This is a genomic window from Sinomonas mesophila, assembly GCF_001999765.1.
GTDB classification, from domain to species: Bacteria; Actinomycetota; Actinomycetes; order Actinomycetales; family Micrococcaceae; genus Sinomonas; species Sinomonas mesophila.
In genome coordinates, this window is the sequence record NZ_MTIC01000008.1 from 123,809 (window position 1) to 137,819 (window position 14,011).

A 14,011-nucleotide genomic window follows, 5' to 3' on the forward strand; every position below is an offset into this window, starting at 1 on the left:
GGGCTAGGCGATCGTGGCGGCCGCCGGGGCGAAGGCTGGAAGGAAGCCGACGCGCTCGTAGACCTCCGCGAGCGTGGGCACCGCGATCTCGCGGGCCTTGGCCGCGCCGTGCGCCAGGAGCCGGTCGAGCTCGGCGGGGTCGGTCAGGAGCTCCTCGGTGCGGGCCTTGATCGGGGCGAGGGCCTCGACGACGATCTCGGCGAGGTCGACCTTGAGGTGGCCGTACATCTTGCCCTCGTAGGAGGCGACGATGTCCTCGATGGTGCGGCCCGTGATCGTCGAGTAGATGCTCAGGAGGTTCGAGATGCCGGGCTTGGCCTCGCGGTCGTACCTGATGACCGTCTCGGTGTCCGTCACCGCGGACTTGATGCGCTTGGCCGTGACCTTCGGATCGTCGAGCAGGTTGATGAGCCCGTTGGGCGAATCGGCGGACTTGGACATCTTCGCCATCGGGTTCTGCAGGTCGTAGATCTTGGCCGACGTGCGGGGGATGAGCGGCTCGGGGACGGGGAACGTCTCGCCGAAGCGGGTGTTGAAGCGGTGCGCGAGGTCGCGGGCGAGCTCGAGGTGCTGGCGCTGGTCCTCCCCCACGGGCACGCCGTAGGGCTTGTAGAGCAGGATGTCCGAGGCCATGAGCATGGGATAGGTGAAGAGGCCCGTGCTCGCCGACTCCTGCCCCTGGCGGGCGGACTTGTCCTTGAACTGGGTCATCCGGGAGGCCTCGCCGAACGTGGTGATGCACATGAGCACCCACGCGAGCTGGGCATGCTCGGGCACGTGGGACTGGACGAAGAGCGTGGCCTTGTCCATGTCGATCCCGCCGGCGATGTACTGGGCAGCCGTCTGCCGGGTGCGGTGGCGCAGCTCCGCCGGGTCCTGGGGGACCGTGATGGCGTGCAGGTCCGGGATGAAGTAGTAGCAGTCGTACTCGTCCTGCTGCGCGACCCAGTTCACGAGCGCGCCGAGGTAGTTCCCGAGGTGCAGCGATTCGCCCGAGGGCTGCATGCCGGAGAGCAGCCGCGGGCGGGTGGCGGGGGTCGTGGCGTTGGTCATGAAGTGAGCTTCCGGTCTAGAGCTTGTAGTCGATGACGAGTGGGGCGTGGTCGGACCAGCGGGTGTCCCACGCCGTCGCGCGGTCGACGACGGCGTTCTTCGCCGCGGCGGCGAGGGCGGGCGTGGCCATCTGGTAGTCGATGCGCCAGCCCGTGTCGTTGTCGAAGGCCCTGCCGCGCTGCGACCACCACGTGTACGGTCCGTCGACCTGGCCCGCGAGCTCGCGGTGGACGTCCTTCCAGCCGATCTCGTCGCCGAAGAAGCGGTCGAAGTACGCCCGCTCCTCGGGCAGGAATCCCGCGCGCTTCTGGTTCGCCTTCCAGTTGCGGATGTCCAGCGGCGTGTGGCCGACATTCAGGTCGCCCACGACGAGGGCGTACTTGCTGTGCTCCGCGAGCTCGGGAAGGCGCTTGAGCATGACGTCGAGGAAGCGGTACTTGTCATCCTGCTTGGGCGTGCCCGCCTCGCCCGAGTGCACGTAGGCGCTCACGACCGTCAGCTGCTCCCCGCCCTTGAGCGCGAAGTCCGCCTCGACCCAGCGGCCCGCCGTCGCAAAGTAGTCCTCCCCGATCCCGATGCGGGTCTCGGTCGGCGCTTCGCGCGAGGCGATGGCGACGCCGGCGCGGCCCTTCGCGTCGGCCTCGGCATGCAGGACGTTCCAGCCCTCGAAGTACTCGTTGACGAACGGATCGGGGGCCCGGACCTCCTGCATGCAGAGGATGTCCACGTCGCGCGTCGCGAGCCACTCCGGCATCCCCTTGCGCCATGCGGCGCGCAGGCCGTTGACGTTGACGGTGGCGATGCGCAGCGCCCCGCGCTTGGGCGCGTAGGCAGGCGTCGTGGGGGTATCGTCGCGGGTCACTGTGCCACTCTACCCCTCGTCGACGAGGGTCCCGGTGACGGGACCCTCGGGGTCGGGGCGCAGCATGTCGCGGGCGTTTGCCGCGGTGATCTGGATGGTCTCGAGGGCGCGGGCGACCTGGTCGGCGTCCTTGCCGAGGTTGTCGCGGACGACCCGTTCCTGGACCTGGATGATCTTGAAGGAGTGGTCGAGCTTGAGGTCGCGGGCGTCGTCGACCGTGCGGGCCTCACCTGCCGAGCCGCCGGACATCTTCGGCGCCCGGCCGCCGAACTGCCGCGCGGCCTCCTCGAACCGTGCCTGGGCGCGGCGCCCGGCGCCCCGGACCGTGAGGAAGACGAAGACGGCGAACGCGAGCCAGCCGAGCGAGATGACGGCCACGACCCAGCCGATGACGTCGTTCTGGTTCGCAGCGAAGATCACGGCGACCAGGAAGGCCAGCACGAGCACCGAGAGGCCGAGCGCGCCGACCCTGAACCCACCCGGGCGGCGTGACCCCTGGGTTGCGGGACCGGGCTGCTGGGACGGGCTGGGATGGCCGAGACTCTGCATGGGCCCCATTCTCCCAGACCCGCGGCCCCGCCCCGCCCATCCATCCCGCCGAGATGGGGTGGCGGGACGCCGAGATGGGGTGGTGGGGCGCCGAAGTGGGGTGGTGGGACGCCGAAGTGGGGTGGCGGGGCGCCGAAGTGGGGTGGTGGGACGCCGAAGTGGGGTGGTGGGACGCCGAAGTGGGGTGGTGGGACGCCGAGATGGGGTGGTGGGACGCCGAGATGGGGTGGTGGGACGCCGAGATGGGGGGCGCCGGGTCGGGCCGCGGGACCACGCCGTCGTGCCCTTCTGAGCCAGCGAGCATCTGCTGGCTTGGCACGCTTCTGCTGGGTGAATCCTCCCAGCACAAGCGGCTCAAGGCAGCACCTGTGGAAAGCTCAGCGGGCATGGACTGGCGGACGACGGCGGCTCCTCCACCCCCGGACGTCGGCTTCCTCATCGGTCCCTGCCGCCATCTCGGCGCCCCACCACCCCATCTCGGCGTCCCACCACCCCCATCTCGGCGTCCCACCACCCCATCTCGGCGCCCCACCACCCCACGTCGCGGTCACGGGACCCCACCTCGGCATCACTGGGCGGGTCAGCGGAGGAAGAGCGAGCGCAGGCGGCGGGTCGTGAAGGCGACGCCCACGAGGATCATGGCGGCGTAGTAGCCCACGTGGATCCAGGTGGCCGGCGTGAAGGCACCGATGCTGATCTGCCGCATGAGCTCGACCCCGTGCCACAGCGGGAAGGCCTGGACGACCCACTGGATCGGCTCCGGGTACACGGACAGGGGATAGAACGTCGCCGAGAACAGGAAAATCGGCAGCATGACGAAAGTGATCAGGTCCATCTGCTGGAACGTCTTCATGTAGCTCGTCACGGCCATCCCGAAGCTCGCGAAGCCGAAGGCGACCATGACCGAGGCCGGGACGAGCAGGAGCGCCCACGGCGTCGTGATGAGCCCCATGATCCCCATGACCCCCGTGAACCCGACGGCGTAGAGGAGCCCGCGGAACAGGGCCATGAAGATCTCCCCCATGGCGATGTCCAGCGGGCCGAGGGACGTGTAGAGCATGCCCTGGTAGAGCTTGCCGAAGTGCATCTTGAAGTACACGTTCCACGTCGAGTCGTAGATGGCTCCGTTCATGGCGGAGACCGCCAGGAGCGCGGGCGCGATGTACGCGGCGTAGGAGATGGGCGTCCCGCCCGGCCCCTCCACCTCGCCCACGAGGCTGCCGAGGCCGACCCCCATCGAGAGCAGGTAGAACACGGGCTCGAAGAATCCCGAGACGAGCACGATCCAGTTCTGGCTCCGGATGACCCGGAAGCCGCGCCAGATGACGGCCCGCGCGTTGCGGGCGTAGACCGCGCTGAAGGGTCGGGTGTCCGCGGCGAGGATACCGGCGTCGTCCGGGGGCGCGCTCACGCCCCGAGCCGCCTCGTGTAGTTCCGCCCCGCCCACGCGATTCCGACGGCGCCGAGCAGCGCGAGGTACGCGATGTGCACGGCGACGAGCCACGGCGGTTCGGCGAGGCCATAGGAGACGGCGCGGCCGAGCTGGTTCCCGTGCCACAGCGGCGAGACCCACCCGATCCACTGCATCGCGGCGGGCATCGTCTCGAGCGGGTAGAACGTCCCGGAGAAGAGGAACAGGGGCATCACCACGAACCGCTGGATCAAGGAGAATTGGAAGTTCTCCTTCTCGAGCCGGGCGGCATATGCCATGACCGGGGCGCCGAACGCCATGCCGGTCGCGACGCCGAGCGGGACCAGAAGCCACGCACTCCCGGCCGGGGCGGCGCCGAACGCGAGCATGATGAGGAAGAAGGCAGCGGACTGGACGGCCAGGCGCGCGCCGACAGCCATGATGTGCCCGGCCGCGAGCTGCCGTGGGGCGAGCGGGGTCACGTGCGGCCCGTAGTAGATGCGGCGCCACTTGAAGCCGTCCATGACCGGGAACATCATCTCGATCGCACACGTCATGACGGCGCTCGAGACGAGCAGCGCGGGCGCGGAGTACGCGAGGTAGCCCACGCCGTCGAACCCGCCGACGACTCTCCGGTCCACGATCGCCGCGAGGCCGATGCCCATCGAGAACAGGTACAGAAGCGGGTTGCCGACGCTGGTGACGACGATCGTGAGCAGGTAGGCGCGCATGGACCGCAGCTGGTGCTCGGCGAAGTAGAACGAGCCCCAGCGGCGCGCCCGGGCGGCGGAGACCTCAGGCCCGTGGGCGCGCAGCCGCCCGGCCCCCACCTCAGTCACCCCGCACCTCAGTCAACGAGGGACCGTCCCGTCAGGCGCAGGAAGACGTCCTCGAGCGATGCCCGCCGCACGAGGGAAGTCAGCGGGTGCAGGCCACTGGCGCGGATGCGCTCGAGCGAGCGCTCGCCGTCGTCCGTGTAGACGAGGAGGCGGTCGGGCAGCGCCTCGATCCGCTCGCCCACGTCCTCGAGCCGACGCACGACGGCGGCGTTCCGCTCCGCGCCGAAGCGCACCTCGAGCACTTCCCGGCTCGAGTGCTCCCGGATGAGCGCCGCGGGCGAGCCCTCGGCCATGATCCTGCCCTTGTCGACGACGATGATGCGGTCGCACAGCTGCTCGGCCTCGTCCATGTAGTGGGTCGTCACCACGAGGGTCACGCCCTGTTCCTTGAGCCGGAACAGCCGGTCCCACAGGATGTGCCTGGCCTGCGGGTCCAGGCCCGTGGTGGGCTCGTCGAGCAGGAGGATCCTCGGCTCGTTGACGAGCGAGCGGGCGATCGTGAGGCGGCGCTTCATGCCCCCCGAGAGCGAGTCGACCTTCGCGGCGGCCTTCTCCTCGAGCTGGGCGAAGGCAAGCAGCTCGTCGGCGCGCTGGCGCAGGTAGGCCAGCGGCAGGCCGAAGTAGCGCCCGTAGACGATGAGGTTGTCCCGCACGCGCAGCTCCTCGTCGAGGTTGTCCTGCTGGGGGACGACGCCGAGGTGCGCCCGCACCTCGGGGCCCTGGCGCTCGGGGTCGAGCCCCATGATCGTCAGGCGCCCGGACGTGCGCTGGGTGACGCCGCCGATCATCCGCATCGTCGTGGACTTGCCCGCGCCGTTCGGCCCGAGGAGGCCGAAGGACTCCCCCGCCGCGACCTCGAAGCTGATCCCGTCCACGGCTGCGAAGCCGCCGTACCGCTTGACGAGGTTCTCGGCCGAGATCACGGGTCGGCGCGGCGCCCCGTCGTCCGCGGGCGCCCTCGGGGAGGGAGCTGCTTGGTGTGACACTCATCGCACACTAGCGCGAGCCCGAACCTTCCGCAACGAGTCTTTCACAACGACGCTGGCGCGCTCCCGAGGGCCTCGACGGCGAAGTCCACGAGCGCCGCCGCGCGAGGGGTGAGCGCCATCTCCTCGGGCCAGATGGCCACGACGTTCGTGCCCATCCCCGGCGGGTCGAGCGGCCGCACGGCGAGCGGGCGCCCCTCGACGCTCACGGGGATGCTGTTCGGGCGGGACATGAGCAGGCCGTAGCCGACACCGCGGGCGACGAGCGCCTGGACCAGGATGACCTGCGGGACGCTCGCGACGATGCGCGGCGTCAGCCCCCGGGCCGCGAACACGCTGTGGGTGTTGGCGGTGCTGGGGCTCGACTCGTACATGACGAGCGGCTCGGGAGCGAGGTCCGCGAGGTCGACGGCGTCGCCGGCCGCGAGCGGGTGGTCCGCGGGCAGCACGGCCTCGAGCTCGGTCGGGAAGATCTCCCGCTGCGTGTATCCGGTCGGCAGGAGCATGTCGTAGACGATCGCGACGTCGAGCCGGCCGGACTGCAGCGCCGGCAGGAGGTCGTCGTGCGTGCCCACGGTGATCTCGACGTCGACCTCCGGGAACCGCCGCGGGAAGCCGTCGAGGATCTCGGGGACGACGGCGCTCGCGAAGCTCGCGAAGCAGCCGAGCTTCACCGGCCCGCGCAGCCCCCCGCCGTCGCCCTTGGCCCCGAGCACGAGCTCGCGCGTGTCCGCGAGGATCCCGCGCGCGCGGGCGGCGAAGTGCTGGCCGGCGGGGGTGAGCTGGAGGCCGCGGGCCTTCCGGCGCACGCAGAGCTGCTCGCCCACCGTGCGCTCGAGTGCCGTGATCGCCTGCGAGAGGGCGGACTCGGAGATGTGCAGGTGGTCGGCCGCGGCGCTGATCGTGGGGAAGTCCGCGAGCGCGGAGAAGAGCTCCAGCTGCCGGAGGGTCACGTCGGTCACGGTTCTCGGCCTTCCATCGTCGCGGCGCGGCAGGCCGCCGCCCGCCTCTACTTAAGCTGACTCGAACTATATTGACAGATTTCTGAAGTTTACATAAGGAAGTATGGGGGTCCACCATGGTGGTACCGCCGCCTCCCCGACACCAGCGCACCGCCGCGCGCCCCCGCGGCCACAAGCCGCCCCAGTCCGACGTCGCCGCCGACGCCGACCAGCAAGGACTTGAGCAATGAACACTTCCGGCGCCTCCGCCGCATCCAGCGCGTCCAGCGCAACCAATCAGCGAAGGGTCGCCTTCGCGACGATCATCGGCACGACGATCGAGTGGTACGACTTCTTCATCTACGCCACGGGCGCTGCCCTGGTCTTCGCCGAGCTCTTCTTCAAGCCCGCGGGCAGCGACATCGCCCTGCTGCTCTCGTTCGCCACCGTGGGCCTCTCGTTCCTCTTCCGCCCCCTCGGGGCGTTCCTGGCGGGCCACTTCGGCGACGTCATCGGTCGCCGCGCCATGCTGGTCATCACCCTGCTGCTCATGGGCGCGGCGACGACCCTCATCGGCTTCCTGCCCACCTTCGCCCAGATCGGCGTCGCGGCGCCGATCCTCCTGCTTGCCCTGCGCATCATCCAGGGCATCTCCGCCGGCGGCGAATGGGGCGGGGCCGTCCTCATGGCCGTCGAGCACGCTCCTGCGGACCGCCGGGGCCGCGCGGGCTCCTACCCGCAGCTCGGCGTCCCGCTCGGCATGCTCCTCGCCTCAGGCGTCATGGCGCTCATGACCGGGGTCATCTCGCCCGGTGCGGCCTTCCTCGAGTGGGGCTGGCGCGTGCCGTTCATCGTGAGCATCGTGCTCATCGGCGTGGGCTACTTCGTGCGCCGCTCGGTCGACGAGAGCCCCGTCTTCGTAGAGATCGCCGAGCGCGGCCAGCAGACCAAGGTCCCGATCGTGGCGCTGTTCCGCCGTCACTGGCACCTGGTGGCCCTCGCGGCCCTCGTCTTCGTGGGCAACAATGCGGCGGGCTACATGACCACCGGCGGCTTCATCCAGGGCTACGCGACCAACGGGCTCGCGATGGACCGGACCGCCGTCCTCGTGGCCGCCACGGTCGGCTCGGCCGCGTGGCTGGTCTCGACCCTCGCGGCGGGGATCCTGTCCGATGCGATCGGCCGGAAGAAGACGTACCTCGTCGGCTTCGTCCTCCAGGCGCTCGTCCTGTTCCCGGTCTTCTGGCTGATCAACACGGCGACCCTTGCCGGGCTCTACGCGGGCCTCATCATCCTCTCGATCGGCCTCGGCCTCACGTACGGGCCCCAGGCAGCGCTGTACTCCGAGATCTTCCCCGCCTCGGTGCGCTTCTCGGGGGTCTCGATCTCCTACGCGATCGGCGCGATCCTCGGCGGGGCCTTCGCGCCGACGATCGCCCAGGCCCTGCTCCAGGCGACCAGGACGACGGCGGCCGTGTCCCTCTACCTGCTCGTCGCAACCCTCGTCTCCATCGGCGCGGTGCTGTGCCTGCGGGACCGCAGCGGCATCCCGCTCGGCCCCGCGCACGAGGAGGAGCAGGCGGTCGGCGCCACCGTCTTCTACGCGGCCCGCACCCCCGCCAGGGACGAGGCCCCGGCCACCGTTTGACCCTTTGACGCCATCCTTTCGGGTACGCATCTCGTCGCCGAATCGCCATTTCGGGTGCACGCTGGTTGGCCCCCCGTGCACCCGAAAGGCCGAAAGCGCGTCGAGATGCGTACCCGAGATGAGGACGGGCGACGGCGACACCCCAGGTGGGTGCCGCCGTCGCCCGCTGCTGAGCCGCCCGCTGCTGGGCCGCCGCCCGCCTTCGGGTACACCGCGGGCCAGCCGCCGTGCACCCGAAATGCCCGAAACGCGTCGAGATCCGTACCCGAGACGGGGATGGGGTCAGGGCTTCTTGCGGTCGGCCCTCAGGACCTCGAGCCGCTGGCGGTACTCGGTCTCGTCGATCTCGCCGCGGGCGTAGCGCTCCCGGAGCACCGACTCGGCGCCCGCGCCCTGCATCTCGCTGGCATGCCGGCCCCACCAGAAGCGGCGCGCGAGCGCGAAGAACAGGATGAGCACGAGGATCCAGAACAGCGGGATCAGGAGGAACCACGGCCCCGCCCACGCTCCGGCCCAGGGGCCCGTGTAGTCCGCGGCGGTCTGTGCCGCGATGAGTGCTGCAGTCATGGCGTCGTCTCCCAGACTCTGTGATGCCGGCTGGCCTTCAGCCGCTGCCTCCAGTCTTCGCGCTGGCCGCGGCCCGCGCGTCGGCCGCCGGGAGTCACTTCGCGGGCCGCCGCCTACTCCCGCGGGAGCATGCGGGGCTGCGCCTCAGGCGAGCCAGCCCGGCCGTACGAGCCCCGATTCGTAGGCCAGCACGACGAGCTGCGCCCGGTCCCGCAGCCCGAGCTTGGTCATCGCGCGCGAGACATGCGTCTTCGCCGTGAGCGGGGTGATGACGAGCCGGGCCGCGATCTCGGCATTGTTGAGCCCCTGCCCGACGAGCGCCACGACCTCCCGCTCGCGCTCGGTGAGGAGTCCGACGTCGGCCGGGGCCCTCCCGGCCTCCGCTGGCCTCTCCGCGGCGAGCCGCTCGAGGAGGCGGCGGGTGACGGACGGGGAGAGCATCGCGTCGCCGTCGTGCACCGCGCGGACCGCGCGGATGAGCTCCTCCGGCTCGGTGTCCTTGACCAGGAAGCCGCTCGCCCCGGCACGGATCGCGCCCGTGACGTACTCGTCGAGCTCGAAGGTCGTGAGGATGACGACGCGCAGCCCGCCCGGCGCGGATTCGAGGATCCGGCGCGTGGCCTCGAGCCCGTCGCCGCCGGGCATCCGGATGTCCATGAGCACGACGTCGGGGGCGAGCCGGAGCGACTCGGACACCGCCTCCGCCCCGGAACCGGCCTCGCCCACGACCTCCATGTCCGGCTCGGCGTCCAGCAGCGCCCGGAAGCCCGCCCGGATGAGCGCCTGGTCGTCGGCGATGAGGATGCGGATCACGCCGTCACCCCCGGCGCCGAGCCGCCGCCCGCCTCGGGGAGCTCGGCGCGCACGCGGAGCCCGCCGTCGTCCACGAGGGTGAGCCTGCCGCCCACGGCCTCCACGCGCTCGCGCATCCCGCGCAGCCCCGCCCCCGGCGCGGCGCCGCGGAGGCCCGCGCCGTCGTCGTGCACCTCGACGGCGATCAGGCCGCCCTCGCGTGCGAGACGCACGTGCACCCGTCTGGCCCCCGCGTGCCGGACGGCGTTCGTGAGCGCCTCCTGCACCACCCTGTAGGCGATCCGCGCCAGAGCCGACGACGGCGGCGGGTCGATGCGGGCGTCGAACGTCACGGCAAGCCCGGCCCCGCGCGCGTCGTCGACGAGGGATGGGAGCCGCTCGAGTGGATCCCCCGGCGTGGTGGGCGCGTCCTGGCGGAGGACGCCGAGCAGCTCGCGGACCTCGCCGAGGGCCTCGTGGCTCGCGAGCTTGATGGCCTCGAGGGCCGGCCTGAGCTCCTCGGGCCTGCGCTCGGCCAGATGCAGGGCCACGCTCGCGCGGACGTTGATGAGCGAGAGGGAGTGCGCGACGACGTCATGGATGTCCCGCGCGAGCTCGAGCCGCTCCTGGTCGCGGGCCTCGCGGCGGCTCGCCTCCCACTCGCGGCGGCGGGCGGCGAAGCGCTCCCGGCGGACCCGCAGGCCCTCGCCGACCAGGAGGACGACGGCGGTCCACGCCACGGCCGCCCCGGCCCGCACCCACTCCCCCGCCACGAGGGCCCAGACGACAGCCGCGGCGGCGAAGGCCGCGCCGGCGGGCCAGGTCCAGCGGCGCGCCCCGGCCGCCGTCGCGAGGACGAGGCCGATCGCGGGCGCCACGAGCACGGGTCCCCAGGGGTACCCCGCCGCGAAGTAGCCGATCGTCAGGGCGACGACGGCCGAGGCGGCCTGGCCCGGACGCCAGCGCAGGGCCACGAGGAGGGCCGGGCCGGCCACGAGGAGGGCGATGCCGAACGCGTCGAGCGGGCGCGCCTCGGGCTGGCGGAAGGCGGCGCCGTGGGTCCCGGCGAGCTGGATCGCCGAGAGCACGACGGCGCCGGCGACCGCGAACGGCAGCGGCACCCGCCACCGGGCGCCGGCGCGCCGCTCGCTCTGCAACCGCATGAGGCGAGCCTACGCGCGCCGGTGCCGGGCGTCGTCGCCCGCGCGGCGCACCGCGCCGTCCGCCGCGTACTCCCGCTGGAGTAGGCGGCTCCCGGTGCCGCCACCACCCCCTCGGTTCCGGGTACGCATCTCGTTGCCGAATCCGCATTCCGGGTGCATGCCGGTCGGCCGGCGTGCACCCGGAATGCCCATATCGCGGCGAGATGCGTACCCGAAACCAGAGGGCGGGCGACGGCGCACGCGGACTTCTCGGGGCCCCGCGCCCGGCGTACCGTGGGCTCCACGCGGACCATCCGCGTGCCCGTCACCCGAGGAGTGCACCATGCGCCTGAACCCTTCCCGCTGGAGAGCCATCGCCGTCTCCACCGCCATCCTCGCACTCGCCGGAGCCTCCGCGCCGGCGCTCGCCGTCTCGGGCGGCATCCCCGCCATCCCACTCAATACCGGGCAGGAGGTCCCCGGCTCGGACACCGGCGCCTCGGGCTTCTTCAGCTACACGATCGCCGGCGACCAGCTGTGCTACACCCTCGAGGCGCGCGACCTGTCCGTCGCGGCGACGGCGGCGCACATCCACGTCGCCCCGCGGAACGTGGCCGGCGACGTCGTCGTGCCGCTCACTGTCGGCTCCGGGACGAGCTGGACCGAGACCGCATGCGCCACGGTGACCGACGCGGACCTGCTCGCCGCGATCGCCGAGAACCCGCGCGACTACTACGTCAACGTCCACACGCCGACCTTCCCCGGTGGGGAGATCCGCGGGCAGCTCAAGTAGCGCCCGGCAGATGCGAAAGGGCGACGGCGGCACCCGGGTGGGTGCCGCCGTCGCCCTTCGCCTGGCGGAGGAGGCGCTGCGGCTAGGCCTGGGCCGCGGCGCGCTCGGCCGCCTCGACCACGTTGGTCATGAGCAGCGCAACCGTCATGGGTCCCACGCCGCCCGGGTTGGGCGAGAGGTAGCCCGCAACCTCGGCCACGGCCGGGTCGACGTCGCCGAACACGAGCGGGCGCCCACCCTCCGGGTCGTCCTCGCGCGTCACGCCGACGTCGAGTACGGCGGCACCGGGCTTGACGTCCTCCGCCCTGACGACGTGCTTGACGCCCGCGGCCGCGACGATGACGTCCGCCTCGCGCAGGTGCTTGGACGCGTCCTTCGTGCCCGTGTGCGTGATCGTCACCGTCGCATTGACGTCCCGCCGCGTGAGCAGCAGCGGCATCGGGCGGCCGATCGTCACGCCGCGGCCGACGACGACCACATGCTTGCCGTTCAGGTCGTAGCCATTGCGCTCAAGCAGCTCGATGACGCCGCGGGGCGTGCACGGCAGCGGCGACTCGATGGGCTTGTTGACGTTGAGCACGAGCTTGCCGAGGTTGGTCGGGTGCAGCCCGTCAGCGTCCTTCGCCGGGTCGATGCGCTCGAGGATCGCGTCCGTGTCGAGGTGCTTCGGCAGCGGCAGCTGGACGATGTACCCGTGGCAGGCCGGGTCTTCGTTGAGCTCGTCGATGACGGCCTCGACCTGCTCCTGCGTCGCGTCCGCGGGCAGCTCCTTCTGGATCGAGTTCATCCCGATCGCCTTGGACTGCTTGTGCTTCATGCCGACGTACAGCTGCGAGGCCGGGTCGGCCCCGACGAGCACGGTCGCGATGCCCGGCGTGACGCCCTTGGCCTTGAGGGCCTCGACCCGTTCGGCGAGCTCGGCCTTGATGGCAGCGGAGGCTGCCCTCCCGTCGAGGACGACTGCCTTGCTCGAGGTGCGCTCGGCCATCAGTCCGCTCACCACTCCTCGTGCCCCGGGTAGAGGGGGAAGTCGTTGGCGAGCTTGTCGACGCGTGCGCGCAGCGCGTCACGGTCGGCGCTGCCCTTGAGGGCGGTCGCGATGATGTCGGCGACCTCCGTGAACTCGGCCGCGCCGAAGCCGCGGGTCGCGAGGGCCGGCGTGCCGATGCGCAGGCCCGAGGTGACCATCGGCGGGCGCGGGTCGAACGGGACGGCGTTGCGGTTGACGGTGATGCCGACCTCGTGGAGGAGGTCCTCGGCCTGCTGGCCGTCGAGCTGCGAGTTGCGCAGGTCCACGAGCACGAGGTGCACGTCGGTGCCGCCGGTGAGGACGGAGACGCCGGCGTCGGCGACGTCCTGCTGGTTGAGGCGGTCGGCGATGATCCTGGCGCCCTCGAGGACGCGCTCCTGGCGCTCCTTGAACTCCTCGGAGCCGGCGATCTTGAAGGCCACGGCCTTCGCGGCGATGACGTGCATGAGCGGGCCGCCCTGCTGGCCCGGGAAGACGTTGGAGTTGAGCTTCTTGCCGAACTCCTCCTTCGCGAGGATCACGCCGGAGCGCGGGCCCGCGAGGGTCTTGTGCACCGTGGAGGTCACGACGTGCGAGTGCGGGACCGGGGAGGGGTGCAGGCCCGCGGCGACGAGGCCGGCGAAGTGCGCCATGTCCGTCCACAGATAGGCGCCGACCTCGTCGGCGATCGAGCGGAACGCCGCGAAGTCGAGGTGGCGCGGGTACGCGGACCAGCCGGCGATGATGACGTTCGGGCGCTCGGCGAGGGCCTGCTCGCGCAGCTTGTCCATGTCGACGCGGAACGTGTCCTCCTCGACCTGGTACGCGGCGACCTGGTAGAGCTTGCCGGAGAAGTTGAGCTTCATGCCGTGCGTGAGGTGGCCGCCGTGCGCGAGCGAGAGGCCGAGGATCTTGTCGCCCGGGTTGATGAGGGCGGCGAGGGTCGCGGCGTTGGCCTGGGCGCCGGAGTGCGGCTGGACGTTGGCGTACTCGGCGCCGAAGAGGGCCTTGACCCGCTCGATCGCGAGGCTCTCGGCCACGTCGACGTACTCGCAGCCGCCGTAGTAGCGCTTGCCGGGGTAGCCCTCGGCGTACTTGTTGGTCAGGACCGAGCCCTGGGCCTCCATGACGGCGCGGGGGGCGAAGTTCTCGGACGCGATCATCTCGAGGGTGTTGCGCTGCCGGCCGAGCTCCTGGTCCAGGACGGCGGCGATCTCGGGATCGACCTCGGCGAGCGGGAGGTTGCTGACAGCGGACACTGTGGGAGTGGTGGGGCTCACGGGATCTCCTGTTGCAGGTGGCGGGAGGCTACTGGTCAGGCTACCGGCCCATCCCGCCCGCCGGTACTGCATGGCGGAGCGTGAAGGCGCGGCGCTGATCGACCCCTCGGCCCAGGCGTACGATCCGCGGTGTCCCGTG

Annotated in this window: 14 protein-coding genes; 2 read left to right on the forward strand and 12 right to left on the reverse strand. The window is 71.5% G+C overall.

Annotated elements, in window-relative coordinates:
- Positions 1-3 precede the first annotated feature (3 nt).
- The 7 genes from trpS to BV907_RS13980 form a co-directional block, all read right to left on the reverse strand.
- A complete protein-coding gene (trpS, locus tag BV907_RS13950; RefSeq protein ID WP_077490346.1) occupies positions 4-1,053 on the reverse strand; it encodes a tryptophan--tRNA ligase in 1,050 nt (349 codons plus the stop codon).
- Positions 1,054-1,069: 16 nt separating this feature from the next.
- Positions 1,070-1,915: an exodeoxyribonuclease III gene (locus BV907_RS13955; protein WP_077490347.1), complete on the reverse strand. Its 846-nt coding sequence runs from the start codon at positions 1,913-1,915 to the stop codon at positions 1,070-1,072.
- A gap of 9 nt (positions 1,916-1,924) precedes the next feature.
- Entirely contained in the window at positions 1,925-2,464 is a 540-nt protein-coding gene (locus BV907_RS13960) for an MARVEL/CASP family protein (RefSeq protein WP_077490348.1), read from the reverse strand.
- A 580-nt stretch (positions 2,465-3,044) separates the two neighbouring features.
- Entirely contained in the window at positions 3,045-3,875 is an 831-nt protein-coding gene (locus BV907_RS13965; protein ID WP_077490349.1) for an ABC transporter permease, read from the reverse strand.
- A complete protein-coding gene (locus BV907_RS13970; RefSeq protein ID WP_245827985.1) occupies positions 3,872-4,714 on the reverse strand; it encodes an ABC transporter permease in 843 nt (280 codons plus the stop codon). The genes BV907_RS13965 and BV907_RS13970 overlap by 4 nt, the downstream gene beginning before the upstream one ends.
- 8 nt (positions 4,715-4,722) lie before the next feature.
- Positions 4,723-5,700: an ABC transporter ATP-binding protein gene (locus tag BV907_RS13975; RefSeq protein ID WP_077490350.1), complete on the reverse strand. Its 978-nt coding sequence runs from the start codon at positions 5,698-5,700 to the stop codon at positions 4,723-4,725.
- Positions 5,701-5,744: 44 nt separating this feature from the next.
- Positions 5,745-6,662 (reverse strand): LysR family transcriptional regulator, encoded by a 918-nt coding sequence (locus BV907_RS13980; protein WP_077490351.1) that lies wholly within the window; start codon positions 6,660-6,662, stop codon positions 5,745-5,747.
- 226 nt (positions 6,663-6,888) lie between these two features.
- Here BV907_RS13980 and BV907_RS13985 point away from each other — a divergent pair, with 226 nt between their 5' ends.
- Complete coding sequence (locus BV907_RS13985) at positions 6,889-8,289, forward strand: MFS transporter (protein ID WP_077490352.1); 1,401 nt, start codon at positions 6,889-6,891, stop codon at positions 8,287-8,289.
- Positions 8,290-8,571: 282 nt separating this feature from the next.
- Here BV907_RS13985 and BV907_RS13990 read toward each other — a convergent pair whose 3' ends face one another.
- The 3 genes from BV907_RS13990 to BV907_RS14000 form a co-directional block, all read right to left on the reverse strand.
- Positions 8,572-8,856, reverse strand: coding sequence for an SHOCT domain-containing protein (locus BV907_RS13990; protein WP_077490353.1), 285 nt, complete (start codon positions 8,854-8,856; stop codon positions 8,572-8,574).
- A gap of 144 nt (positions 8,857-9,000) precedes the next feature.
- A complete protein-coding gene (locus tag BV907_RS13995; protein WP_077490354.1) occupies positions 9,001-9,669 on the reverse strand; it encodes a response regulator in 669 nt (222 codons plus the stop codon).
- Positions 9,666-10,811 carry a sensor histidine kinase gene (locus BV907_RS14000; protein WP_077490355.1) on the reverse strand — a complete coding sequence of 382 codons (1,146 nt, stop codon included), beginning with the start codon at positions 10,809-10,811 and terminating at the stop codon, positions 9,666-9,668. Before BV907_RS14000 ends, BV907_RS13995 begins: the two co-directional genes overlap by 4 nt.
- A gap of 322 nt (positions 10,812-11,133) precedes the next feature.
- Here BV907_RS14000 and BV907_RS14005 point away from each other — a divergent pair, with 322 nt between their 5' ends.
- Complete coding sequence (locus BV907_RS14005; protein WP_077490356.1) at positions 11,134-11,583, forward strand: CHRD domain-containing protein; 450 nt, start codon at positions 11,134-11,136, stop codon at positions 11,581-11,583.
- 82 nt (positions 11,584-11,665) lie between these two features.
- Here the strand turns inward: BV907_RS14005 and BV907_RS14010 are convergent, their stop codons facing one another.
- Both BV907_RS14010 and glyA read right to left on the reverse strand, forming a co-directional pair.
- On the reverse strand, positions 11,666-12,571 hold the full coding sequence (locus BV907_RS14010) for a bifunctional methylenetetrahydrofolate dehydrogenase/methenyltetrahydrofolate cyclohydrolase (RefSeq protein WP_077490357.1): 906 nt from the start codon (positions 12,569-12,571) through the stop codon (positions 11,666-11,668).
- An 8-nt stretch (positions 12,572-12,579) separates the two neighbouring features.
- On the reverse strand, positions 12,580-13,872 hold the full coding sequence (gene glyA / locus BV907_RS14015; RefSeq protein ID WP_077490358.1) for a serine hydroxymethyltransferase: 1,293 nt from the start codon (positions 13,870-13,872) through the stop codon (positions 12,580-12,582).
- Positions 13,873-14,011: the final 139 nt, after the last annotated feature.